This is a genomic window from Rhizobium sp. SEMIA 4085, from assembly GCF_013004495.1.
GTDB lineage: Bacteria > Pseudomonadota > Alphaproteobacteria > Rhizobiales > Rhizobiaceae > Rhizobium > Rhizobium gallicum.
The window spans coordinates 1-22,368 of record NZ_JABEPH010000054.1 but is presented as its reverse complement, the minus strand read 5'-3'; the positions used below and the strand labels follow the sequence as shown (position 1 = coordinate 22,368).

Below are 22,368 nucleotides of genomic sequence, written 5' to 3'. Positions count from 1 at the left end.
GGGTACGCTTGTCCGGTGGGAGCAACACGCACGTTTTCGGGTATTGCTCTACTTGCTGCAGGGGTTCGGCCATGGGCTTCCAGTGCGAGATCTGGGGAAGGAAGGCCGGGGACGAAAGCTCGATCCCTTTGTCCTTGACGCGGGTATTTCCGCTCCAGCCGAACTCATGCGTCTCTGGAATTTGAAACGGTTCGTTCCTTGAACATACGCAATGCCGTCCTGTTTGGGGCCAGATGGCTTGTCTGCCGGCCTAAGCGGGAGGCGCCTACGAGCTAAAGGCGGTGAGGGGCACAAATCCGTTGAACAGGAAGATCCGATCGCCCCGCGCGATGACATCGTCGACATCGCACGGTCGCTGGCGAAGCCGGGAGGTGAGGGACGAGGAAAATCCGCGCCGAATTCTGTTGCATGAGTTCAGGACGCGCGGGCCCATATCCCATGATACCCGCTATTTCAAGCCTTGCGTGGACGGCTTGAATTTGATCGCCATGTGATCCATCAGAACTCATGCGGCAGCCTTGGTTCTATCCGGCCGGAACCTATAGGCGTTGCCGCTGTTTAGGTTTTGTCACTCAAAGGAGGAACCTCCAATGGCTGAACCAAACAGCGGTAACGGTCAGACGATCAGTGCGATGTTTGACAGCGAAAGCGACGCGCAGCAGGCCGCGGACGAATTGATTGAATCCGGCATTCCAAAAGATGCAGTGACGTTGACCCGAGGCCACCGGCAAGACGCGCCGCCGAAGGAGCGCGCCGGCTTTCTCGATGCGATCGCGAACTTCTTCTTTACAGACGAGCAGCGAAGCATCTACGCCGAGGGCCTTCGACGCGGGGGCTTCCTCGTCACCGCGCAGACGGTAAGCCAATCGGCTCACGACACCGCCCTGAGGATCCTGACCGCGAAGGGAAGCATCGATATCGACGAGCGTGCTGAGCAGTGGCGCGCCGAGGGCTGGCGAGCCTGACGCAGGCCGAGGGTTTCGCGATATTGAACTCAGTGGTTGAAGGCCTCGCTTTGCGTCGGCTATGGAACAACACTCATCTGAAACGGCGTTAAGACTAAACAGCGCCGGTTCGGTCGGACGTGAGGTGTAGCGATGCGGTTTTTGTCCGCCCTGTAACCCCGCCCTTCGTGGTTCTCGCCACGTGCTTCCTAGCGCTTTGCGCTTCACTTTCACTGTTAATTGATCCGATGTGTTGCAATCACACACTGATTTCATCAATAGCAGGCGCCGTCTCATCTTATAGTGGGCGGTCCCAGCGAAGTCCCGTCAGCAAGGTTTTTATCCATGTGGAGTGAACCCCTTTTCGGTGCAGGCAATCTCCGTGTTCGAGACGATCGCTCCGAGCCGCTTCATCGAGCGTCTTGGCTTAACTCTGCTATCACCTTCGACCACCGGCGCTGGGTGTGCAGGGAGATCGAGTTGCGCTGGACCGCACCGCGGCACGTCATTGTGCTGACCGAGAAGGGGCGAACCGAGCGAACGCGCGTTTCCTCCAGCAACGGCCTCGTTTATGACGGGCGGGACCGGGCGGGTGCCATCACCTTCGTGCCGGCCGATGTAGAGCGGTACGGCGTCTATCGCGAAGCAGACCTCAGCTATTCCGCTTTGTGGATCGATCCCACCGCGGATATTTCAGGCTCCGATCAGTTGTCGCGAATGCCGACTCTGGTGAACGGGACGGATCCGGTCATGGCCGCGCTCGTCTCTTCGCTTTGCGCGGATATGGCCCGCGGCATACGGCCGGATGCGGCCTATGTCGAGCATCTTGTCGCACTTCTGGCGTTGCGTGTCGCCTTTCTGGATGGACATGTTTCGCCTGGCCATCGCGTCGGCCCGCTCAGCCGACGGACGCTCGCGCGGATGGACGAATTCATAGATGCGCAGCTGCAGGGCGACATATCGCTGCGCGATCTTGCGGCTGTCGCCAAGATGCCGGTGGACACCTTCGCTCGACGCTTCAAGGCGGCGACCGGAATGGCGCCTTATGCCTATGTGCTCGAACGGCGCATCACCCGTGCGGAAACCCTGCTGCGAGCCACGTCATCGCCGATCGGTAATCTTGCGCTCGCTCTCGGCTTTGCCAGCCAGAGCCATTTCACCTCGACATTCCGGCGTTTGCGGGGAACTACGCCGAGAGCCTATCGCTCGGAATTTCTTCCGGAATCCTGACAGTTTCACCGGGATCGTGGAAGAAGTGGGCTGATCGAGCCCCCATACTAGGATCGTTCTGAAAGACTGCGCAGCCGACATCCGGTCGATGCGCCAGGAACGGAGACGATCCGATGACAAATGACACCAGGTCTGGCCTCACCAGGCGTGCCGTCCTCGAGACGGGAGTCGCGACGGGATTTTTTCTCGTGACGGGTTTGCCGGCAAGCGGCCAGTCGCAACCGACGCCGATTGAAGCGGCTCCCACTCACGTCGAAACAGTTCCCCTGACCCTGCGGATCAACGCCCAAACCTTCGATGTCAACGTCGATCCGAGAACGACCTTGCTGGACACCTTCCGCAACAGCCTCGGGCTGACCGGCTCCAAAAAGGGCTGCGACCACGGCCAATGCGGCGCCTGCACGGTGCTGGTCAACGGGCGAAGGATCAATTCCTGTCTGACGCTCGCCATCATGCATGAAGGCGACGAGATCACCACGATCGAAGGCTTGGCGGAGGAGGGCGAGCTGCATCCAATGCAGGCGGCCTTCATCGCAAGAGACGGCTTCCAATGCGGCTATTGTACGCCCGGCCAGATCTGTTCGGCAGTCGGCATGTTGCAGGAAGCGGCCGCAGGCTGGCCGAGCCATGTCAGCGGGGATGTCGCGGCCGAAACGGTCGGCCTGACGGACGTCGAGATCCGTGAGCGCATGAGCGGCAATATCTGTCGTTGCGCCGCCTATGACAACATCGTCGCCGCGATCCGCGACGTCAGCGAGGAGGCTTGAAGACATGAGGTCCTTCACCTATCACCGGGCAGCAAGTGCCGCAGAGGCCGCAGCCGCCGTTGCTGAAAATCCCAACGCCAAATTTATCGGCGGCGGCACAAATCTTCTTGATTTGATGAAGCTTGGGATCGAGCAGCCGACGCATCTTGTCGATGTCAGCCGGCTGCCGCTTGCCGCGATCGAGGAGACCGCGGATGGCGGCTTGCGGATCGGCGCCGTGGTGCGCAATAGCGATCTTGCCGTCGACATGCGTATCCGCACCCGCTACCCGCTGCTGACGCAGGCTTTGCTTTCGGGCGCCTCCGCGCAGATCAGGAACAAGGCATCGACGGCGGGCAATCTCTTGCAGCGCACGCGCTGTTACTTCTTCTATGACCGCAACATGCCCTGCAACAAGCGCAGCCCGGGCTCGGGCTGTGCCGCGCTTGGGGGCTCCAACCGGATGCATGCCATTCTCGGCGCCAGCCAGGCATGTATCGCGGTCCATCCGTCCGACATGGCGGTCGCCATGACGGCGCTTGATGCACAAATCGAAACCGTTTCTGCGTCCGGCAAGACACGGGTCATTCCGATCGGGGAGCTTCACAGGCTGCCCGGCGAGACACCTAATGTCGAAACGTCGCTTGGCCTTGGCGAGATGATTACGGCTGTCATCCTGCCGCCACCGCCACCGGGGCGTCAGATCTATCGTAAGGTGCGCGATCGCGCCTCTTATGCCTTCGCACTGGTCTCCGTCGCCGTCGTGGTCGATGTACAACAGGACAGCATTTCGAGCGCGCGTGTCGCCTTGGGAGGCGTCGCGCCGAAACCCTGGCGGGCATCGGGGGCCGAACAGGTCCTCGATGGAGCAAAGCGCAGTGATGACGTTCTCAATCGCGCCGCCGAGGCCGCTCTTGCCGGGGCACGCGGCGCCGGCGGTAACGATTTCAAGATCCTGCTGGCCCGGCGAACGCTCCAAGCCACCCTTTCGGCCGCAACCCAGAACGTATGAGGCGATGATGACGGACAATCAAGCAAACCCATCTCCGTCAACCGAGGGTGCGCAGCGGCATATTGGCCGGCCGCTTGACCGGGTCGATGGCATCCCGAAGGTGACGGGCCGCGCGAGCTATGCCTATGAGCATTCCGAAATGGCCAATATCGCCCACGGCTATATTCAGGGCGCGGCGATCGCCAAGGGCCGGATTATCGCCACCGACACCACGGAGGCAGAAAGGGCTCCGGATGTGCTTTACGTGATGACGCACAGGAATGCACCGGCCCAACCGGAATTCGGACCGCCGGTCACGCCGACGGTGCCGGAGGTCTTCACCCGGGCCCGGCCGATGCTTTCGAGCGACCGCGTCCGCTTCTATGACGAACCGGTGGCTCTGGTCGTGGCCGAGACATTCGAAGCAGCACGGGCGGCGGCGAGCCTGATCGACGTTCGCTACGAGGCGGAGACCGGCAGGTATGATCTGGAAGCCCATCTTGCCGAGGCATACGCGCCGCAACGGACGAATGCCGGGTTTGCGACCGACAGCAACATCGGCGATTTCGAAAGCGCTTTCGCCACCGCAGCCGTCCGGCTGGATGCTTCCTATACGACGCCCTATCAGCACCACAATCCAATGGAGCCGCATGCGACCATCGCGGTCTGGTCCGGCGATGACCTCACCGTCTACACGGGCGCCCAGACGCTTGCCAATTTCCGCGCCGGAATGGCTAATACGCTTCAGATTGCGCCAGAGCGCGTGCGGATCGTCAGCCCGTTCACCGGCGGCGGCTTTGGCTCTAAGCTCATCGTCCATGCGGATACCGTTCTCGCCGCGCTCGCGGCGCGGGTCGTGCAACGCCCCGTCAAGATTGCCATGACGCGCCAGCAGATGTTTGCCAACGCCGGGCACAGGGCCAAGATGCGTCATAACATCCGCCTCGGAGCCGACCGAAACGGCAAGCTCGCGGCACTCGGCCACGACGTAATATCCGCGACTTCGGGGTTTGAGGAATTCTGCGAGCAATCGGCAGTGTTTGCCCGTTCGCTCTATGCGGCGGAAAATCGTCTGACCCGGCATCGCCTCGTCGCAATGGACACCAATCGAGGCGAATGGATGCGCTCGCCCGGCGAGGCGCCCGGAATGTTCGCCTTCGAATGCGCGATGGACGAGATGGCCGAAGAGCTCGGTCTCGATCCGATAGAGTTTCGCGTTCGCAACGAGCCTGAACTCGATCCGGAGAACAACGTCCCTTTCTCGACCCGCAATCTGGTCGCCTGCATGCGCGAAGGCGCAAGACGCTTCGGCTGGGAGCGGCGAAATGCCGTCCCGCGCACCATGCGCGACGGCCGGTTCCTCGTCGGCTACGGCATGGCGGCTGCAATCCGTCCGAATTACCTTGGTGCCTCGAGCGCGAGGGTCCGCCTTGGCGGAAACGGTCATTTGACCGTGCAGCTCGACATGACCGATATCGGCACCGGCACCTATACGATCCTCACACAGATCGCCGCCGATGCGACAGGCCTACCGCCCTCGGCCGTCAGGGTCGAGCTCGGCGACAGCAATTTTCCCCGCACGGCGGGTTCCGGTGGTTCCTGGGGTGCTGCCAGCGCCGGGTCGGCTGTGCACAATGCCTGCCTTGCGCTTCGCGAAAGAATCGTAGCCGAGGCGCGCCGTCGCGATCCGTCCCTCGAAAACCTTGTGGCGGCGGATGTAGTCTTCACAAATGGCGAGCTGCGGTTGGGGGAGCGGACGGAACGGCTTGGGCAGCTGGGCGGCCGGCTTTGGACAGCTGGAATAGAAGCCGAAGGCGGGGTCGAGCGGGCCGGCGAGGCTTTCCGTAATTTCTCCCAACATTCCTACGGCGCTCACTTCGCCGAAATCGGTGTCGACACCGATACCGGCGAGATCAGGATGCGCCGCATGCTGACCACGATTGGCGCAGGCCGGATTCTCAATCCGAAGACCGCCCGTTCGCAGATCATCGGCGGAATGGTGTGGGGGATCGGTGCGGCCCTGATGGAGGAAACCGTGCTCGACTCGCGCCACGGGCATTTCGTTAATCATGATCTGGCCGAATATCATGTGCCGGTGCATGCCGATGTGCCCCCTCTGGAGGTCGTGTTTCTGGAGGAGCACGACGAAAAGGCCAATGTTCTCGGCAGCAAGGGTCTCGGCGAACTAAGTGTCTGCGGCACCAGTGCCGCGGTGGCGAACGCGGTCTACAACGCCACCGGTGTTCGGGTGCGTGAATTCCCGATTACGCTCGACAAACTGCTGTCGGAACTGGCCTGACGAAAGGTCGCCACGGTGCGACTGACGACGACTTAGCGCCGATCATCCAGCTTTAAGGTCAAGATCAAAGCAGCTTCCGCCCATGACGCCAATGTGAGGGCGACTGTCCTTTGTGAGCCCGAAACAAGCGAGCGAAATGACTTGGGCTCTCAATTCCGCACCGCACGGCGATCTCTGTCACATCCAAATTTGTCTCGCTCAATAGCCGCGCCGCGTGGTTCATGCGACGAGCTGAGATCGCTTCGAGCGGCGTCTGGCCGGTTGTGCCGCGAAAGGCCCGGAAAAAGTGCCCCTCTGAAATGCCAAGCGGAACAGCAAGGTCAGCGATTACGATTCTTCGCCCCAGCCAGGTGTCAATTCTCTCATAAGTATCGCGCAGTTGTCTGGTCGTCAGACAATACTTGACCGACGCCTGTCCTGCACTGCTTCGATCAAGCCTGTTCGAAAGATACTGGGAGAGGGCTAGAACCATCGTGGAACAATAGGTTGCATCCAGGCTGCCATCGCGGTGAAGCAGGCCGCCCATCTGTGCAGTCATGCCATAGATGAAGTCATCGTTGTTAATGAGAAAAGGCTGCATGTCGAGAAATTGGGGAGCGACAGTCGCCGGATCAATTGCAATCGCACCCCATTCCCATGCCACATTGTGGAGGGCGAGATCGCGACCACATCCGGCCGGTAGAAACGAGATCATGCCTTTTTCATCCCGACCGTCATAACGAAAGCCGTCATCGGTACGGAAGGAATGCCGATCCGCGCCGCCGCTCAGGGTCACCATGATGAGGTGCTTATCAGACGCGATCCGGCCTTCGACCTCGGGGGTCCGGCCGCGGCGCGCGGTCTCGAAGTGGCCCCCAGACCATGTTGCTTTAACATGGTCGTTCGGCGGCTGTGTCAATTTCCAGCCTGAAGGGTGTTGCATGAGTCTAGCCCAGCTGTGCGCCCGCCCAAGGATGCAAGAAAAAGGGGCGCTATGCCGGATGATAGTTTGGCATGCCGAAGTGCGCAGCAACGAATATGGCCTTCTAGCGTTCGGGCAATCAACAGGGCGTGAGCGGAAACGTGAACGATAGGATGGCTCGAAGCTTCATGATTTCAGTTCATAGGCACACCGGAAGCCGATATAGGCGACATAGAAATCGGCCCGCTTCCACTGCATAGCCTCCTTCCGCATCTTGTCCGGACCATACCACCACGATCCCCCGGCCGTCAGCGCGTCTTCGCCGTCACGCTCCGCGATCCATTCCCATACGTTGCCACCCATGTCATACAGGCCGTTGATGCCAGCGCGGGTGACACTCGCCGGTGCATGACGCGGCCAAGGATCGCCGGCGATCGTGTTGGCGCCGTCCGGAGTTTCGCCGGTCGGATAGGGATATACCCGGCCGATGGCAAAGCCAGCCTTCTTTCCGCTGCCATATTCGCGGTATGCGGCACGCTCCCATTCCGACCGGCTCGGCAGTCGGCCCCCGACCGAGGCGCAGTAGTCCCGCGCCTCCTGCCAGCTGACATGCACGGCAGGCTCGGCCGCATCCGCAGAAGGCTTGCCGAAAGGCGTCCGGAAGGTCCAGCCGTGCCGGCGTTCCCATCCGCTGCCCCATTCGTGACCGCCGCCCGCTTTCTCAGCGGCGGTCTTCAGCTTGCGGCCATCCGCGAACGCGGCAAAGTCCGAGACGGAGACCTCGGTCCGCTCGATGGCGAAGCCGTCGATCTCGACCCGATCACCTGACGCCGCAGAGGCGATCGGCAGTGTGACAAGCGCAAGCGTCAAGTACGTTGCGGGGCTTGCGGGAAAGGCCATGTGACGACACCACCATAATTTTTGCCGGGATAGGGCGGCTGTTTTAGCGCATCCGCCACACCTGCCAGCCCGGTATAGTGATCAGCCATGCGCTTGCGCATTGCTGGGTCGGGTAGTTCACCGTAAAGCGCGCCCATATTGTCGACGAAATCCAGGGTCCCCGTGTTCACGAGACGCTCCATCGTGTCGTAATATTCGGGGCTCCACTGGGTGATGCCGATATAGCGAACGGAGCCCTCCGCCTTCTTCTGGGCCAGCCAGTGGCGAACCTGGTCGTGATTTTCGAGGCTGTGAACTTGCAGCACGTCGATTTGATCGCGCCACAATCTTTCCCGCGATTGTCTAAGCTGGCGCTCCGAATGGCTGTTGTCGGACAGATAGTCGCCAGTCGTCCAGGTTTTGTTCGTTATGAATATATCCTCGGAAATGCCGAGGTCGGTCACGAAGTCGCCGACGCAAACCTCGGCCACTCCATAGAGTGGTGACGTATCGATCACCCGTCCGCCTCGCGCATGGAAGAGTCTGATGACCTCGCGCACGTTGTCGCGCGTTTCGCCGGGACGAATGTCGAAGGTCTCAAATGTGCCGAGACCAATCGCCGGAATCATCTCTGCGGTCTTTGGTATCGGCCGCATGATGGGCGCCTGTCCACCTTGTTGGGCGAAAGCCCCAGGTGCAAAAGCCGTGGATCCGAGCAGTGACGCTGCGGCGGGGGGTGCCATTCCGGCCAGGAACCGGCGGCCGCTGGGAGGTGGGTCTGTAGCCATGCGACAGTCCACACTGCGACCTCCAGCGCAGTTAGCGCCTGGTCCAGTGGGGCCGCGCGTCGGATCCTGATCCGCCACCGCGATCCTGACCAAAACCTGGGCTCCCGAGCCGATTATCAAAGAGTCTGCCTCGCTATCGGCTGAACTCGGCTTGGCGGATCGGCGGCACGCTGCGGGCTTTTCGGCTACGGGAGATGCGTCGAAGACCTCGTGGTAGGGACGTAGCCTCGTGAAGGCGCGATTTGCGAAGTCTTTCTCGGAAAGACGTAAAGGGCGTTTCACAGCCTTCTCGAAAAGGCTTGGAAAACTTTCGCAGACATCGTCGACCGAATCGAAAGGCGGCGCAAATCTCGTCGTTCGCAGCGGCGGCCGCATGATGTGACGGCGACACGGTGGCGTCATCTGGTGTGGGCGCGAGTTCGTGCTTTTATTGCGCGCGGTGATTTATTGTGTATGACGGTTTTGCGACAGAAACTGCCGCGACGACTTTGGAGGGAGGAAGAAACGTGAGTGAAAAACGGAAACGAGTTTACGAAGCGCTTTTGGATGGCGCCACAGAAGGTCTTTCCGGCAAAGCGCTTTACGATTTCGTGCTGCAGCGGTGTCCCAAAGCGACCAGCAACAAGATAGTGCGTGCCTCGCTTCTTGCTCTTTCAGATCCTCACGTGAAGGATAGGAATGTTCTACACACCATTTACGCGCTTGCGATAGCGCACCGAATGGATGAGGTCGGGTCGGCGAATGACCCCGACGATGAGGAAGATCCCGCCGAAAAGAGCCCGGTTCTGCGGAAGCTGAAGAAGAAGGCCGCATCCGCTTCGGTGCCGCGCGAAGCAATTCCGAATTGAATTTCGCACCTTGATCACCAGCACCAAGAACAAGGTATTCGCTATAGCTGCTATATTCGGGAGGACTGATTAGTCTCCTCGCCAATTTTCAAGTTATAAGCAACATATCACTGTTTCATTTCGGGAAGCGACACGGAAGTGTCATGGTTTCCGACCAGACCGCTCTCTTGCCCGCCGTCGGCGGGCTTTTTTTCCCCATTCAACGCCAGAACCTTTTTGCATCCACGACGTCGTCGAGCGCAGCCTGTGCTGCATCGATCAAGTCTTTCTTGTCGGCCTGCGAGATGACCGAGCTCGCAGCCGGATGATCTTCCAGACCATGCTTCTTCAAGACACTTGGCCCGGTTGCGAGGTCGTTCAGAGCGCCAAGGTGATCCTGCAGGTCGCTCATCGCCGAAATGAACCGCTTGTGGCGGCGCACGCCGCGCTTGTCGGGAAACAGCGAGCCGAAGAACTCCGCCGCATACCTCAGTTTCTTAGCATCCTTACGGGCCTCGTGACGTTGTTCATCATCGACCTGTGCAAGGGCACGGCCATGCTTCTTGAGCTTCTTGCGCATCCGGTCGAGCGCCTGACAGGCGAAGTCGACGGCCGTCCCATTGCGATCATCGGCGGTCTCCGGTCGGTCGAGATACTCACCGCACTGAAGCCATTCGGTGAAGTCGAGCATCAGGGAACGGGCGCGCGAGGACTGAAGGGCGTCGACGACGTCGTCATAGGCGGCATTGCGTGCTCTCTTCAGCCGGTGATGCATGTCGTCATCCTTGGCCTTGACGAGGAGAACGTCCAGGTTTCGGGCGTCTCCTAGTGTTCCCGCCAGCCACCGGAGCTCGTCCTTCAGGCGCTCTGCTTCTGTATCGGTAAGCACCGGCTTGTAGAGTGAAAAGGCAGAGCGGAGGCGTCTCAGGGCCACGCGTGACTGATGGAGAGCCTCAGCATTCCTTCGGCAAAGGAGGACATCCTCATTCAACCTGAATTGCCGGAAGCAGGATTGCGCGATGGTTTGAAAGGATCTGACCGCGTTCATGTTCCGGTCCAGATCGATCGGTTCTGCCTTGAACACGAACTGCTGCGGCCCGATGAGCTGATAACCACGGCCCGCCTTGGATTGAACCCCGACACGAACGGGCGCAACGGCTTTGATCCGCCTGGCAAGGACGAACAGATTTTGGCGGTCACCGTCCTTCAGCTCAAGCTCGACCTCGCAGATCGGTGTATGCCGCTCTCCCGAGATCACAGTTCCCTGGTCCACGACTACCTCGATCTGTGATCCGTTTTCGCTCGGGTTCCAGACCCGTCTGTCAACCTGGACATCGAACTGGGGAGCGACGTCGAGGTCAGCTCCAAACTCGGTCTGCAGCGGATTGGAATGATCGAGCAAGGGCGTGTCGGTGGTTAAAGGGGTCTCCCACTCCGACCGTGCGAAGAGGGAGGCGCTTGATCCTGTCGCCTTTACCGTCTGAAACAAGGCTTCGCCTGTGCGGCGGATACGCAGGGTGTAACCTGCCTTGAAAAGCTGATGGTCGGCCGTGTCGAAGTATGTCGACTGCTGGCTGAGGACGTCTTCTGGCTCTCCGAGAAATTCGGAAGCGAGCAGCTCTTTGACCGCTTCAGGTGACAGCTCGAGTTTCAATTCGATTTCGGCAGCCAAGGATGATCTCCAAGGTTCAGAATAAGAGGATCAGAAACGTTCGAAGCTAGCAGATAGTTCAGCCGTGTCACGGTATCATGAAGCCGACATCTGAGGATGTCATTGTAGTGGAAAAGATCGATCTTGCCGAGGCTGGATTGGAGTTGACCCGTTCACCAAGGTGCCGTCTGCTTGACGAGCATGCGCCCATCGAAGGACGACGATGTTACAGGATCGATCGCCATCGCACCGGAAACACCTGCAGACGTAGACGATGTGCACCAGGCTGGCGCGGTCTGTTTGCGCCGGGACAGGAAAGGTCAGATCAGGGTTCTTCTAATAGGCAGCCGCCGCAGCGGACGTTGGGGCCTTCCAAAAGGGCACATCGAGCCCGGTGAAAATTCAAGAACCGCGGCAGAACGCGAGGCGTTCGAAGAGGCTGGCGTGACCGGCGTCGTCTCTGACGAGGTCTTCGGAACCTTTACCTACTTCAAGGACGGCAGCCGCAACCGCTTTTCGGTGAAAGTGCATTTGCTTGAGGCGCTGTCTGTCGCCGAAACCTTTCCTGAAAAATCCGTCCGTAAGACGCGCTGGTTTTCAGTGAAGGGCGCCATTCGGGAAGCGACTCAACCTGGATTGCAAAAGCTGCTCCAAAAACTTCTATGATGCGCAACAATGGTGCTTCTCGTTGCTGAAACCAAAAGTCAGCCAGAAGTATAGTTCACGTTCTATCGAGCTTTGATTTCAATGAAGGACGCCACGCTTTCTGCTCAGGCTTCCTGGACGCGCGACCAGTGGCACCGAATGCGATGTCGCTCGAGGACCAGATGCCACTGACGCTTGCAGCGAGGGAGAGCTAATGCAGATTTTGGTCCCCGCTTCAAAGATCCCAGGGCGGTAGTTTGCGAGACGCGCTACACTTTGCGGACATCAATAGGTCAAGGTCGGTGGCGGACGGTCCGAACTTCTCGTAAAGGCGCTTTGCCTCTTGCTCATCGAGCCGGTATTTCCTGGCGAATTCGTTCACATTGTACGGACGGCCGCGCAAAACCTTTCGCAGCCGCTTCTCCGCATTCAAGACATTGGTCATGATGTCCTCCTCTGACATCCCCGGGGGTACGCATATCGGTGGTGAAAGAGTTGGCTGGCGCCAATGCGCCGGCCCGAACTTCACCCACGGGATGACGTCAGCAACGCATCCGCTGACTGATTGTTTCGTCTCATGCGTTTACCCGTTCATGCTGCCGTTCGATCCGTATCTGACCTCCCACACCGACCGAGCCGCTGAGTTCGCTGCATTTCAAAACTTCTCCGCAGTCATGGCGTTCTTCTGCAAACTGAAGACCGCGTGCATTGCAACAAGCCGTACATGAATGTGTATCTGTCCGAAGCGGATTGGGCAGCTTGATGCGCTGGACGCAATATGCGCACTTCACCCCGAAGTTCAGATGTTTCCGTCGTTAGGCCGCGAGTCTTTGGACATCAATGCGTCGATCGTCGGCGGAGACGGTGATCTCGAAGTGATCTGCCTGCACAACGTTGCGAATGTTCCGCGGCCGGTGTGCGACAATGTTCACGCCGGCACTGCGCCGCAGGCTGTCATAGAGGATGCCGGCCGCGCCGTTCGACCGCACTTGCTCACCAAACACTTGCGACGCGGCATAGCTGGTGCCGTCATAGATCTCGGGACGCAGCATCTGCTCTCCACGAATGTCGAGGTAATCTCCAAGCAGGATGGCCATGTAGCTTCGATAGGTGCGCGTCATCGTCGCCACACTGCGCGCAACAGCTTCGCGCCGAAGATGATGGCCGACCTCGGCTGCGGCCGTGCGGATATCGTCGGCGGCATACCATGCGCCGAGATCGGGGCCGTTAAACCGCATTCCTCCCGGCGCAACATGGAGAAATGCCCCCATCACAATACTGGAATTGGGAATGCCGTAGACCCATTCGCCCTGGGGAAGTCGTTGGATGCGGTCGGCAACCAGACGGTCATTGGTCCAGCCGGTAAGCTCCATCACCGCTTCGAGGTCGGCCGGCGTCGAAACCGTATCAAAAAGCCCGATTGGCGGAAATTGTGATGGGATCAGCCGGTACGAAGGACGCGGCGCCTGAGCAAAACGATCAGTCACCGGAAGACTATGTCCCCGTCTTCGTAAGGTGTGAACGTTTCGTCCAGGATGTTCGGATGCATGTAGATGCCACCCCTTGCCGCATCGAGAAATCGACGAACTGTCATCAGTCCGTCCTGCGTTCCGCTTGTCAGGACGTCGAGCGGGGGATGGCCGCCGAAAACAAGCGCTTCATGCGGCGTTCGCAGCCACGCAACGCCGAGGCGTTCATCGGGAAACAGGATCCCAAGCGCCTGATGAATACCGAGCACGGCCGAGATTCGAATGAGTGTGTCGACGTCCAGCGTGAAGGCACCATGTTCGCGCGCTTGCTTGGCCCAGTTGTGATAAGTGGACCGGGATGGGTAACCTAGCACAAGCAAGCGCTGCTCTTCGTTCAGACCCCAAAGATCGGCGATCGCCAGAAAGGTTCGCAGAGCCGGGGCGCTCAACCTTTTGCGGGTTGCTGGAGCAAACCGGTCGGTTTCCAGGCGGTGCGGCTCATGCCTGTCCTGTCGCTTTGTGCTTTGCGCGTGCGGCATAATAGCCTCCAGTCTTGAATTAGACATAGCCCAAATCTGGACATATGACAAGATCAATTTGGAGCGTTGATCCCATGAAATGCCCGCAGAGCCGATCTAACCGATCGCGAGCAGGGGCGCAAAGTCGACGACCGATTAGTCGTAGAATGTTCGACGCTACTCCCGCATCCACCCACATTTCCTTCAGCGTGGCATCATGCCTTCTGCCGCTACATCAGTGGTAGGCTCGGCAGCAGCTTGTAGAGAGTAATTGGGAAACTGCGAACCCGGGATGCCTGTCGCATTATACACGGCGTTCGCGACCGCCGCGCTCGATCCGCAGTCACCCAGCTCACCGATGTCCTTCGCGCCGAAGGGGTTGGCTTTGTCGTCCTCCTCATCGAGGAAGGCGAGGGAGCGATCCAGACCGCAGAATACTTCATGCGGCGCGCGACCTGCCGTAAGCATCGGGCGTCGTAAATTGCTCGCCTTTACCTCGGCAAAGGTTATGTTCACCGTGAATGCGCCCAGGCTTCTCGGTATAGGTCTGATCGCTCTCGAAATCGTGGATGGCCATCTTGAATTTGTCGCCAGCTCTCTTTTCGGGGCAGGTGCGCCGAACTGATGCCGAGGCCGAACATGGGCTTTCCGTAAAGTTGCCCTTGTAATTCGGAGGTTGCAAAGTTATGTATATCCCAATTGGATATGCAGGAGATGCACGATGACCAGCTCCACGGTTTTCATCAGTAATCGCAGCCAGGCGGTCCGACTTCCCAAAGCCGTCGCCTTTCCTGAAAACGTGCATCTGGTCGATATTCTCAAGATCGGCCGCAGCCGGGTAATCGTGCCCCAAGGCAAGCGGTGGGACGATCTGTTTCTGAGCGGGCCGCGCGTCAGCGAGGATTTCCTGAGCGAACGTGAGCAACCGGCAGCGGAAGAACGCGAGTCGTTCTGATGCTCACCTACATGCTCGATACGAATATCTGCATCTACGTGATGAAGAACTATCCACTGGAACTGCGTGAGAAATTCAACACGCTGGCCGAACAGCTCTGTATATCCAGCATCACGCTTGGAGAACTCTATTACGGGGCGGAAAAATCGGCTCGCCGCATCGAGAACCTGATTGCGGTCGAGCGATTCGTGGTGCGGCTGGAGGTGCTGCCTTTCGCAGACAAGGCGGCGGCGCACTACGGGCAGGTCCGGACCGAGCTTGAGCGAGCCGGAACGCCTTGCGGTCCCCATGACATGCAGATTGGCGGCCATGCCCGCAGCGAAGGATTGATCGTCGTCACCAACAACATGCGGGAGTTCGCCCGAATGCCGGGCGTCCGGGCGGAAAACTGGGTGTGATCTTCATCCGTTAACCCACGTTGAGCACCGATGGATCGGCCAGCCTTGCCAGCGCCGAAAGCCCGACGAATGCGCAACCCGCAAATGCAGAAGATTTGCCGCCAGATTTCAGAAGGAACGGCTTGCCATGCACAAGGGTATAACCTGCAATGGCGGCGGAATCCGCGAAGATCACGGCGATGGCGAAGGCGTAGGATCGGTGAGCGCAGCTCGGCATAGAGATGGACAACGAGGCCTTAAGACGTCACGCCAGCGAGAAGCCCGACAATCCCCGCGCCGACTATCTGGCTCAGGTGACAAAGGCGAAGCAGTTGCTCTTAATTAAGGCGCTAAAACTCGCCAACGATGCCACCCGGGCGGGGTCTTAACTCCCCTGGAAGCTGCGAATCTTCTCCAGGATCTCCGGAGCGATCTCAAACCGTCTCGCCTTGCCGCGCCCCATCGAGTTCTTCACGAAGCTCTCCGTCAGGAGGCCGCGCCCAACCAACGGGTCTACCGTTTCGGTTACGCCTGTGCGCGTCAAACCCGTATTTTCGACGATATTTGAAAGCGTTAGCGGCTGGTGCCCCTGGTGCATGATGTAGAGGACACTCATCATGCCGATCTGCTTCAACCGCGACTGAGGCGTTTCATCTTCCAGCGGATTGTCAAAAATCTCATGAAAGATGAAGGCTGAAAAGGCAAGGTTGTGCCATTGAACGTTGAGTGCTCTTGTCATTTCTTTAACTGCATAATATAAGGCTGTATAAAATTCCAGACGACACAGGCGCCGGCGGGCATCGTTGGCGTGTTGATTGCGGAGGGACGGCTCATGAAAAACCTTCTGATCAGGACGTTCGTGGCTCTTCTCAATGCCTCGCCATCATATCTCATTTCAGGGAGTCATGCGCGGGCAGATGATTGGGGATGCCAGGTTATCCTATGCCTTTCCAATCCCGGCGGCGCAACGCAATTTACCGAATACCGCCCGCCGATTGAGAAACTGTGGCGAGAACTTGCAAAGGGGCACGCATTCCCGAGCTGCAACGGCAATGGTTTTACGGCATCTGCGCCCGGATACGCCCCTTACTATTGCGACAAAGGCTACCGCTTAACGACGCGATACAGTGACCGCGGGCGGCAGGTAAGCTGCATCTCGACCACACCGCAGACTGTCTCAAACAACGAATGCTACTCAGACAGCGAGCGCGGAGTTCATTCATCCGCCTGGCACTGGAATGACGGCCAGCGACAGTGCCAGCGCTACGTGACAATGCAACCGCATATGCGCGCGAAGCCGCACTACGTCGACGTGACTATTGATGGGATCGGAAACCAAAGGGTGTGGTACTAAGCAATGCCAGTCGCCTTCGTCGATCTTGCGCAGGCATGCGCTCCCAACATTGCGATCGAGACGATTGCTGCAGTTGTTAGCCTGGAGAGCAGTTTTCATCCCTATGCCATCCGCATCAACAGTGGCCCACCGCTTTCGGATCGACCGGCATCGAAGGCGGAGGCAATTGAGCTCGCCACTTCCCTCGTGGCGGCTCACCAGGACATCCAGATCGGGCTTGGCGGTCTTGGCTTGGAGGGACTGCACAAGCTGAAGCTTTCCATATCGGATGCGTTCGATCCCTGCCTGAACCTCAAGGCCACCGCCACTCTTCTCGATGGGTATTATCGCCTTGCCTTGCGCGCAGGCGTCGATGAAGCGCAAGCGGAAAACATCATGCTACAGTCTCACTACGGTCGAGACGATCCGTCGCTGGGCAAACTGGTCCGATATGACGAGCAGGTCCGCCAGGAAATGGTCCGGCTGTCCCCCAAACTGGCATCGCTTTCCGTTGGCGAGCCGCGCATGGAAGCTCGCTTCGAGAAGCCCGCGGACATTCAGGACGTGTCAGCGGTGAGAAAACGCCGTCCCCAAGTCGAAGAGACCGCCTCATGGGACGTCTTCAATTCCCGGCGGCGATCCTCGGTTCTCGTGTTTCAGAATGATCGATCGGAGGAAAGTGAATGACTTCAAAATCCAGTCTTCGCCCTGTCGCTGCCTCTGCCTTGATGGCCGCGTCCATCGTCGCCTGCATGGTCGAACCGGCCTTCGCCCAGGCCGCAGGCATCGAAACCGTCCTGCAGAATATCGTCGATATGCTGACCGGCAACATCGCCCGCCTGCTTGCGGTCATTGCCGTGATCATCATCTGCATCGCCTGGATGTTCGGCTACATGGATCTGCGCCGTGCCGGCTACTGGATCATCGGCATCGGGGGGATCTTCGGCGCCACAGAACTGGTGAACACCATTGTCGGGAGCTGAACGGCATGGCGACAGCTCCCGACATCGAAGAAGATACCCTGTTCCTCGCCTGCACCCGGCCGGCGATGATTGCCGGTGTGACGATGGAGGCGATGGGTTTGAACATCATGCTGACGACGATCCTCTACATCACGGCGGGATCGATTGCCTATGCGCTTGTCGGCGTCGTCTTCCATTTCTTGTTCCGAACGCTCGTCAAGCACGACCATAACATGTTCCGGATCCTGGTTTCTTGGATGGAGACCCGTGGTCGATCGCGCAACACCTCCTATTGGGGCGGGGCTACGCTCTCGCCGCTCAAACTCACCAGACACTATGACGAAAGGGACCTTAGCCTTGCCTAGGAACGCAACGCTTCGATCCCGCGAACTCGGGCCGGAGACCTTTATTCCTTATGTGCGCCATATCGACGAGACGACGATCGGGCTCGGTACCAGAGCGCTGATGGTGATGATCGCGCTCGAAGGCGTCTCCTTTGAAACAGCGGACGTCTTCGACCTCAACAGCCTGCACCGTAACCTCAACACGCTCTACCGGAATATCGCCGATGAGCGCCTCGCACTTTGGACGCATGTCATTCGCCGTCGCGACAACGGCTATCCGGAAGGACAATTTGCCAATCCTTTCTCCGATGCGCTGAATTCGAGATATCGCGCGCGCATGATCGGTGAGGATCTGTTTCGCAACGATCTCTTTCTTTCACTGGTCTGGCATCCCGCACGCGATCCCGCCGAAAGGGCCGTGAACCTTCTTTCCCGGCTGCGCAGGGCGCGCCGGAGCGATGTCGAGCTCGACGAAACTGCGCTGAAGCACCTGCGCAGCAAGCTATCCGACATCACCGCGGGCCTGAAACGCTTCGAGCCTCGGGTGCTCTCCCTTTACGAGCAGGACGGCATCCTGTTTTCCGAGCCGAGCGAAGTCCTTCATCAAATCGTGGGTGGCCGGCGCGAGCCCATTGCGTTGACTGAAGGAAGGATTTCATCGGCGATCTATTCGGATCGGGTGATTTTCGGCCGCGAGACCATCGAGATCCGTCACGAGGCCGAAAGCCGTTATGCCGGGATGTTCGGGTTCAAGGAATATCCGGCAGCGACCCGCAGCGGCATGCTCGACGGCATCCTGACGGCCCCCTTCGAGCTCATCCTCGCACAATCCTTCGCCTTCACCTCGAAAGCGGATGCGCGCAGCATCATGGGGCGCAAGCAGAACCAGATGGTCAGCGCCGGCGACAAGGCGGCGTCCCAGGTCGAAGAACTCGACGCCGCGATGGACGATCTCGAATCCAACCGCTTCGTACTTGGCGAGCATCACCTCACGCTTTCAGTCTTCGCTTCCTCAGTCAAAGCGCTCACTGACAGTCTGGCGGAGGCCCGCTCGCACCTTACCAATGGCGGCGCGGTCGTCGCGCGCGAGGATCTCGGGCTTGAAGCGGCCTGGTGGGCACAACTGCCTGGCAACTTTCGCTACCGCGCGCGCTCTGGCGCCATCACATCCCGGAATTTTGCAGCACTTTCGCCTTTCCATTCCTATCCAACCGGGCAGAAGGACGGAAATGAATGGGGACCAGCCGTTGCCCTTTTGAAGACTGCGTCCGGCTCGCCCTTCTACTTCAACTTCCACCACCGCGACCTTGGCAACACATTCATCTGCGGTCCCTCGGGTGCCGGCAAGACCGTCCTTTTGAACTTCATGCTTTCCCAACTCGAAAAGCACGATCCGCATATGGTCTTTTTCGACAAGGATCGTGGGTCGGACCTTTTCGTCCGCGCGGCGGGTGGCGCTTACCTGCCGGTGAGGAATGGCGTGGCCACCGGCTGCGCGCCGCTGAAAGCACTTGAGTTGACTGCGGAAAACAAGGCGTTTCTCACACGATGGATCGGCAAGCTCGCCGGATCGGCGAAACGTGAACTGACGGTCACGGAGCTGCGCGACATCGCCTTGGCCGTCGACGGCCTGGCGGACCTGCCGGTCGAACGGCGGTCCATCGGCGCCTTGCGCACTTTCCTCAACAACACCGACCCAGAGGGTATCGCCTCGCGGTTACGGCGGTGGGAAAGGGGAGGGCCGCTTGGCTGGGTATTCGACAACGAGGCCGACGAGATCGGGATCGGCGCCAAATTCGTCGGATACGACATGACAGATTTCCTCGACAACGAGGAAATCCGTACCCCGTTGATGGCCTATCTCTTCTTCCGCATCGAGCAGCTGATCGACGGGCGCCGCATCATCATCGTGATCGATGAATTCTGGAAGGCCTTGCAGGACGAAGGATTTCGCGACCTCGCCGAAAACAAGCTCAAGACGATCCGCAAACAGAACGGGCTCATGCTGTTTGCGACCCAAAGCCCGCGCGATGCCATTGTCTCACCGATCGCCCACACGATCATCGAGCAGTGCCCGACGCAGATCTTCCTTCCCAATCCGCGTGGCGATCGTGCCGACTACGTCGATGGTTTCAAACTCACCGAACGGGAGTTCGAGCTTGTTACCCGCGAACTGTCGGCCGAAAGCCGTCGCTTCATCGTCAAGCAGGGACACAACAGCGTTGTCGCTGAACTGAACCTCAAAGGCTTCGATGACGAGCTCGACATACTGTCGGGCCGCACCGCCAACGTGGAACTCGCCGAGGCGATCAGGGCGGAGGTCGGTGATCTGCGAGAGGACTGGCTGGCGGAATTCCGGCAAAGAAGGAGAACGGGATGATGCGAAGGAAAAGGGTAACATTCGCTCTTATGGCGGCAGCTGCCTTGCTGTCGGCGGCAATGGCATCCGCACAGGGCATTCCGGTCATCGACCGGACGGCGATCGTAAAGCAGATCGAGAGCATCACACAGCTGAAGTCTCAGCTCGACACGCTGAACCAGCAGCTCCAGCAAGCTCGGCAGCTTTATGGGTCGTTGAACAAGATCACCAACATGGCAGATGTCGCAAGCCTGCTGAACGACCCTTCGATCCGCAAGGCGCTGCCACGCGACTTCAATGCCGTCGAAGGCCTGTTCAAGGGGTCGGGCACCGATGTCTTCGGCGATTCGGCTTCGAAATTCCTCAAGAGCAACTCGACCTATCGCACCGACGCCAATGATTTCTACGCCCAGGAATTGTCGCGCGTCCAGAAACAGTATGCAGGGCAGATGAGCCTTGGCCAACAGATCTATGATGCAGCCACCACGCGCATCGAGGGCATCGATCAGCTGCGCCAGCAGATATCCAGCGCCGCCGATGCCAAGGACGTCGCCGATCTTCAGGCACGGCTGCAGGCCGAAACAGCGTTTCTTCAAACCGACGTGCTGCGCATGCAGAGTTTGCAGATGATCCAGCAGGCGCAGGTGCAGGTCGATGACCAGCGAAAGGCGGAGGATTGGCGCAAGCGCATGGACGCTATGGGAGCGGCGCTCAAATGAAACATGCCCTTCCTGCCGTGATCGCGTCCGCCCAGCCGGTTTGCTCCGGCCAGACGGATGCGGGTGATGAGGCCTTGCTCGCCAACGTCATGGCCGGGTGCTGCAACAATCCGGTCAGACATGCTGACACTTCCCAAAACTACAGAGGCGGCAAGACTGCAGCTTCTGCGGATCCTCAGTCACCAGGAGGCTAAGAGATGTATCAGGTCTTCAGTTTCGTCGACGGGCAGTTCAAGTCGCCCCTGGAGACGTTCCTCTCGTCGGGCACCGCAAACATCGCCACCTGGGTGAGTGGCCCGCTCACCGTGGCGCTGACGCTCTACGTCGTGCTTTACGGCTACCTTGTGCTGCGCGGTTCCGTCCAGGAGCCCATCCTTGAGTTTGCGTTTCGGGCAATGAAGCTTGCAATCATCGTCATGCTGGTAAGGAATGCCAGCGAGTACCAGACCTATGTCACTGGTCTGTTCTTCGAGACGCTGCCCAAAGAGATTTCCGAGGCGCTGAACTCGGGCGCGGCGCCCAGCGCCTCTACCTTCGACAGCCTGCTCGACAAGGGTCAGAAGGGCGCCCAGGAAGTCTGGGCCCGTGCGTCCTGGCCGGTCGACATTGTCACCGGCATCGGCGGGATGATGGTCATTGGCGCGAGCTTTATTGTCGCGGCGATCGGTTACATCGTTTCGCTTTACGCGCGGCTGGCCCTTGCCATCGTGCTTGCGATCGGCCCGATCTTCATTGCGCTTGCAATGTTCCAGCCCACTCGCCGCTTCACCGAGTCTTGGATTGCGCAGCTCGCCAATTTCGTCATCCTCCAGGTCCTGGTCGTTGCGATCGGTTCGTTGTTGATCACCTGCGTCGACACGACCTTCACGGCGATCGAAAGCTATTCCGACGTCCTGATGCGTCCGATCGCGCTCTGCGCCATCTGCCTTGCAGCACTTTACGTCTTCTATCAGTTGCCCGCTATTGCGTCGGCACTCGCGGCAGGCGGAGCAACCTTGACCTACGGCTACGGCGCTGCTCGCGACGCTCACGAAAGCACGATTGCCTGGGCAGCCTCGCGTTCGGCAAGAGCGGTCGGTCGGGTGGCCCGCCCGGTTTCGCGCCGTCTCAGATCGGGAGGGGAAAAATGATGGCCACTCTCCTCGAGAAATGGACAGGTTGTTTGCGCATGCTTCGCGTCGTTTCATGGTTTCTGATCACCGTGGCACTTCCCGCCTGCAGCTCGATGACACACCCGCTTCCCAAATGTGACGGCTACTTACGCCGGCCGCTGAACCGGGCGATGTGGCAACGGGAGGACGATGGCAAGCTGAAGCAGGATCAGTTCGCCCCGGCACGCCATGCCGCCTCCTACGCGCAGCAACCGGCCCCGGCCACGCCAGCCGCCCTTGCCCATTTCGATATCGCGAGTTCTTACCGTCCGTGCAAGGG

25 protein-coding genes and 3 pseudogenes are annotated in these 22,368 nt (G+C 59.3%); 18 read left to right on the top strand and 10 right to left on the bottom strand.

Going from position 1 to position 22,368, the window contains the following annotated elements; translation table 11 throughout:
• The 6 genes and pseudogenes from C9413_RS32680 to C9413_RS08275 all read left to right on the top strand — a co-directional run.
• A pseudogene (locus tag C9413_RS32680) lies at positions 1 to 202 on the top strand (esterase); the annotation flags it as partial.
• A 388-nt stretch (positions 203 to 590) separates the two neighbouring features.
• Positions 591 to 965, top strand: coding sequence for a hypothetical protein (locus C9413_RS08295; RefSeq protein WP_052451596.1), 375 nt, complete (start codon positions 591 to 593; stop codon positions 963 to 965).
• Positions 966 to 1,424: 459 nt separating this feature from the next.
• On the top strand, positions 1,425 to 2,174 hold the full coding sequence (locus C9413_RS08290; protein ID WP_223843952.1) for an AraC family transcriptional regulator: 750 nt from the start codon (positions 1,425 to 1,427) through the stop codon (positions 2,172 to 2,174).
• 113 nt (positions 2,175 to 2,287) lie between these two features.
• Complete coding sequence (locus C9413_RS08285; RefSeq protein WP_039845858.1) at positions 2,288 to 2,941, top strand: 2Fe-2S iron-sulfur cluster-binding protein; 654 nt, start codon at positions 2,288 to 2,290, stop codon at positions 2,939 to 2,941.
• Between the two features lie 4 nt (positions 2,942 to 2,945).
• Positions 2,946 to 3,932 carry a xanthine dehydrogenase family protein subunit M gene (locus C9413_RS08280; RefSeq protein WP_039845857.1) on the top strand — a complete coding sequence of 329 codons (987 nt, stop codon included), beginning with the start codon at positions 2,946 to 2,948 and terminating at the stop codon, positions 3,930 to 3,932.
• 7 nt (positions 3,933 to 3,939) lie between these two features.
• Positions 3,940 to 6,210 carry a xanthine dehydrogenase family protein molybdopterin-binding subunit gene (locus tag C9413_RS08275; RefSeq protein WP_170250351.1) on the top strand — a complete coding sequence of 757 codons (2,271 nt, stop codon included), beginning with the start codon at positions 3,940 to 3,942 and terminating at the stop codon, positions 6,208 to 6,210.
• Positions 6,211 to 6,274: 64 nt separating this feature from the next.
• Here the strand turns inward: C9413_RS08275 and C9413_RS08270 are convergent, their stop codons facing one another.
• The 3 genes from C9413_RS08270 to C9413_RS08260 all read right to left on the bottom strand — a co-directional run bounded on the left by C9413_RS08270 (position 6,275) and on the right by C9413_RS08260 (position 8,646).
• Positions 6,275 to 7,132, bottom strand: coding sequence for a helix-turn-helix domain-containing protein (locus C9413_RS08270; RefSeq protein ID WP_039845855.1), 858 nt, complete (start codon positions 7,130 to 7,132; stop codon positions 6,275 to 6,277).
• A 165-nt stretch (positions 7,133 to 7,297) separates the two neighbouring features.
• On the bottom strand, positions 7,298 to 8,011 hold the full coding sequence (locus C9413_RS08265) for a formylglycine-generating enzyme family protein (protein WP_170250350.1): 714 nt from the start codon (positions 8,009 to 8,011) through the stop codon (positions 7,298 to 7,300).
• Positions 7,978 to 8,646 carry an aldo/keto reductase gene (locus C9413_RS08260; RefSeq protein ID WP_246703717.1) on the bottom strand — a complete coding sequence of 223 codons (669 nt, stop codon included), beginning with the start codon at positions 8,644 to 8,646 and terminating at the stop codon, positions 7,978 to 7,980. Before C9413_RS08260 ends, C9413_RS08265 begins: the two co-directional genes overlap by 34 nt.
• A gap of 638 nt (positions 8,647 to 9,284) precedes the next feature.
• Here C9413_RS08260 and C9413_RS08255 point away from each other — a divergent pair.
• On the top strand, positions 9,285 to 9,626 hold the full coding sequence (locus C9413_RS08255; protein WP_039845853.1) for a hypothetical protein: 342 nt from the start codon (positions 9,285 to 9,287) through the stop codon (positions 9,624 to 9,626).
• Positions 9,627 to 9,825: 199 nt separating this feature from the next.
• Here the strand turns inward: C9413_RS08255 and C9413_RS08250 are convergent, their stop codons facing one another.
• A complete protein-coding gene (locus C9413_RS08250; protein WP_170250349.1) occupies positions 9,826 to 11,277 on the bottom strand; it encodes a CHAD domain-containing protein in 1,452 nt (483 codons plus the stop codon).
• 180 nt (positions 11,278 to 11,457) lie between these two features.
• Here C9413_RS08250 and C9413_RS08245 point away from each other — a divergent pair, with 180 nt between their 5' ends.
• Complete coding sequence (locus tag C9413_RS08245) at positions 11,458 to 11,922, top strand: NUDIX domain-containing protein (RefSeq protein WP_082046608.1); 465 nt, start codon at positions 11,458 to 11,460, stop codon at positions 11,920 to 11,922.
• 214 nt (positions 11,923 to 12,136) lie between these two features.
• On the opposite strand, the gene C9413_RS08240 is transcribed toward C9413_RS08245, so the two are convergent.
• The 5 genes and pseudogenes from C9413_RS08240 to C9413_RS33155 form a co-directional block, all read right to left on the bottom strand.
• Complete coding sequence (locus C9413_RS08240; protein WP_039846939.1) at positions 12,137 to 12,346, bottom strand: hypothetical protein; 210 nt, start codon at positions 12,344 to 12,346, stop codon at positions 12,137 to 12,139.
• A gap of 370 nt (positions 12,347 to 12,716) precedes the next feature.
• Positions 12,717 to 13,388: an RES family NAD+ phosphorylase gene (locus C9413_RS08235; RefSeq protein ID WP_039845851.1), complete on the bottom strand. Its 672-nt coding sequence runs from the start codon at positions 13,386 to 13,388 to the stop codon at positions 12,717 to 12,719.
• The gene (locus C9413_RS08230) at positions 13,385 to 13,909 is read right to left on the bottom strand and encodes an antitoxin Xre/MbcA/ParS toxin-binding domain-containing protein (protein ID WP_039845850.1); all 525 of its coding nucleotides are present in this window, start codon (positions 13,907 to 13,909) and stop codon (positions 13,385 to 13,387) included. The genes C9413_RS08235 and C9413_RS08230 overlap by 4 nt, the downstream gene beginning before the upstream one ends.
• Positions 13,910 to 14,118: 209 nt before the next feature.
• Positions 14,119 to 14,302 (bottom strand): annotated as a pseudogene (locus tag C9413_RS33160) (hypothetical protein); the annotation flags it as partial.
• A 75-nt stretch (positions 14,303 to 14,377) separates the two neighbouring features.
• Positions 14,378 to 14,498 (bottom strand): annotated as a pseudogene (locus tag C9413_RS33155) (protease); the annotation flags it as partial.
• A 111-nt stretch (positions 14,499 to 14,609) separates the two neighbouring features.
• On the opposite strand from C9413_RS33155, the gene C9413_RS08220 reads away from it, so the two are divergent.
• Both C9413_RS08220 and vapC read left to right on the top strand, forming a co-directional pair.
• Positions 14,610 to 14,843: an AbrB/MazE/SpoVT family DNA-binding domain-containing protein gene (locus tag C9413_RS08220; protein WP_039845848.1), complete on the top strand. Its 234-nt coding sequence runs from the start codon at positions 14,610 to 14,612 to the stop codon at positions 14,841 to 14,843.
• Entirely contained in the window at positions 14,843 to 15,241 is a 399-nt protein-coding gene (vapC, locus tag C9413_RS08215; protein WP_039845847.1) for a tRNA(fMet)-specific endonuclease VapC, read from the top strand. The genes C9413_RS08220 and vapC overlap by 1 nt, the downstream gene beginning before the upstream one ends.
• Positions 15,242 to 15,605: 364 nt before the next feature.
• Here vapC and C9413_RS08205 read toward each other — a convergent pair whose 3' ends face one another.
• On the bottom strand, positions 15,606 to 15,959 hold the full coding sequence (locus C9413_RS08205) for a MarR family transcriptional regulator (RefSeq protein ID WP_039845845.1): 354 nt from the start codon (positions 15,957 to 15,959) through the stop codon (positions 15,606 to 15,608).
• Positions 15,960 to 16,052: 93 nt separating this feature from the next.
• On the opposite strand from C9413_RS08205, the gene C9413_RS08200 reads away from it, so the two are divergent.
• From C9413_RS08200 to C9413_RS08165, 8 genes are all read left to right on the top strand, one after another.
• Entirely contained in the window at positions 16,053 to 16,574 is a 522-nt protein-coding gene (locus tag C9413_RS08200) for a hypothetical protein (RefSeq protein WP_170250347.1), read from the top strand.
• Positions 16,575 to 16,577: 3 nt separating this feature from the next.
• Positions 16,578 to 17,240, top strand: coding sequence for a transglycosylase SLT domain-containing protein (locus tag C9413_RS08195; protein WP_039845844.1), 663 nt, complete (start codon positions 16,578 to 16,580; stop codon positions 17,238 to 17,240).
• Entirely contained in the window at positions 17,237 to 17,536 is a 300-nt protein-coding gene (locus C9413_RS08190; RefSeq protein ID WP_039845843.1) for a TrbC/VirB2 family protein, read from the top strand. Before C9413_RS08195 ends, C9413_RS08190 begins: the two co-directional genes overlap by 4 nt.
• 5 nt (positions 17,537 to 17,541) lie before the next feature.
• Entirely contained in the window at positions 17,542 to 17,880 is a 339-nt protein-coding gene (locus C9413_RS08185) for a type IV secretion system protein VirB3 (RefSeq protein WP_039845842.1), read from the top strand.
• Positions 17,873 to 20,239 carry a VirB4 family type IV secretion system protein gene (locus C9413_RS08180; RefSeq protein ID WP_170250346.1) on the top strand — a complete coding sequence of 789 codons (2,367 nt, stop codon included), beginning with the start codon at positions 17,873 to 17,875 and terminating at the stop codon, positions 20,237 to 20,239. Before C9413_RS08185 ends, C9413_RS08180 begins: the two co-directional genes overlap by 8 nt.
• A complete protein-coding gene (virB5, locus tag C9413_RS08175; RefSeq protein WP_039846938.1) occupies positions 20,239 to 20,937 on the top strand; it encodes a P-type DNA transfer protein VirB5 in 699 nt (232 codons plus the stop codon). The genes C9413_RS08180 and virB5 overlap by 1 nt, the downstream gene beginning before the upstream one ends.
• Positions 20,938 to 21,134: 197 nt before the next feature.
• The gene (locus C9413_RS08170) at positions 21,135 to 22,067 is read left to right on the top strand and encodes a type IV secretion system protein (RefSeq protein ID WP_039845839.1); all 933 of its coding nucleotides are present in this window, start codon (positions 21,135 to 21,137) and stop codon (positions 22,065 to 22,067) included.
• 38 nt (positions 22,068 to 22,105) lie between these two features.
• Positions 22,106 to 22,368 (top strand): hypothetical protein (locus C9413_RS08165; protein ID WP_170250352.1); only part of this gene is annotated, 263 nt, incomplete at its 3' end.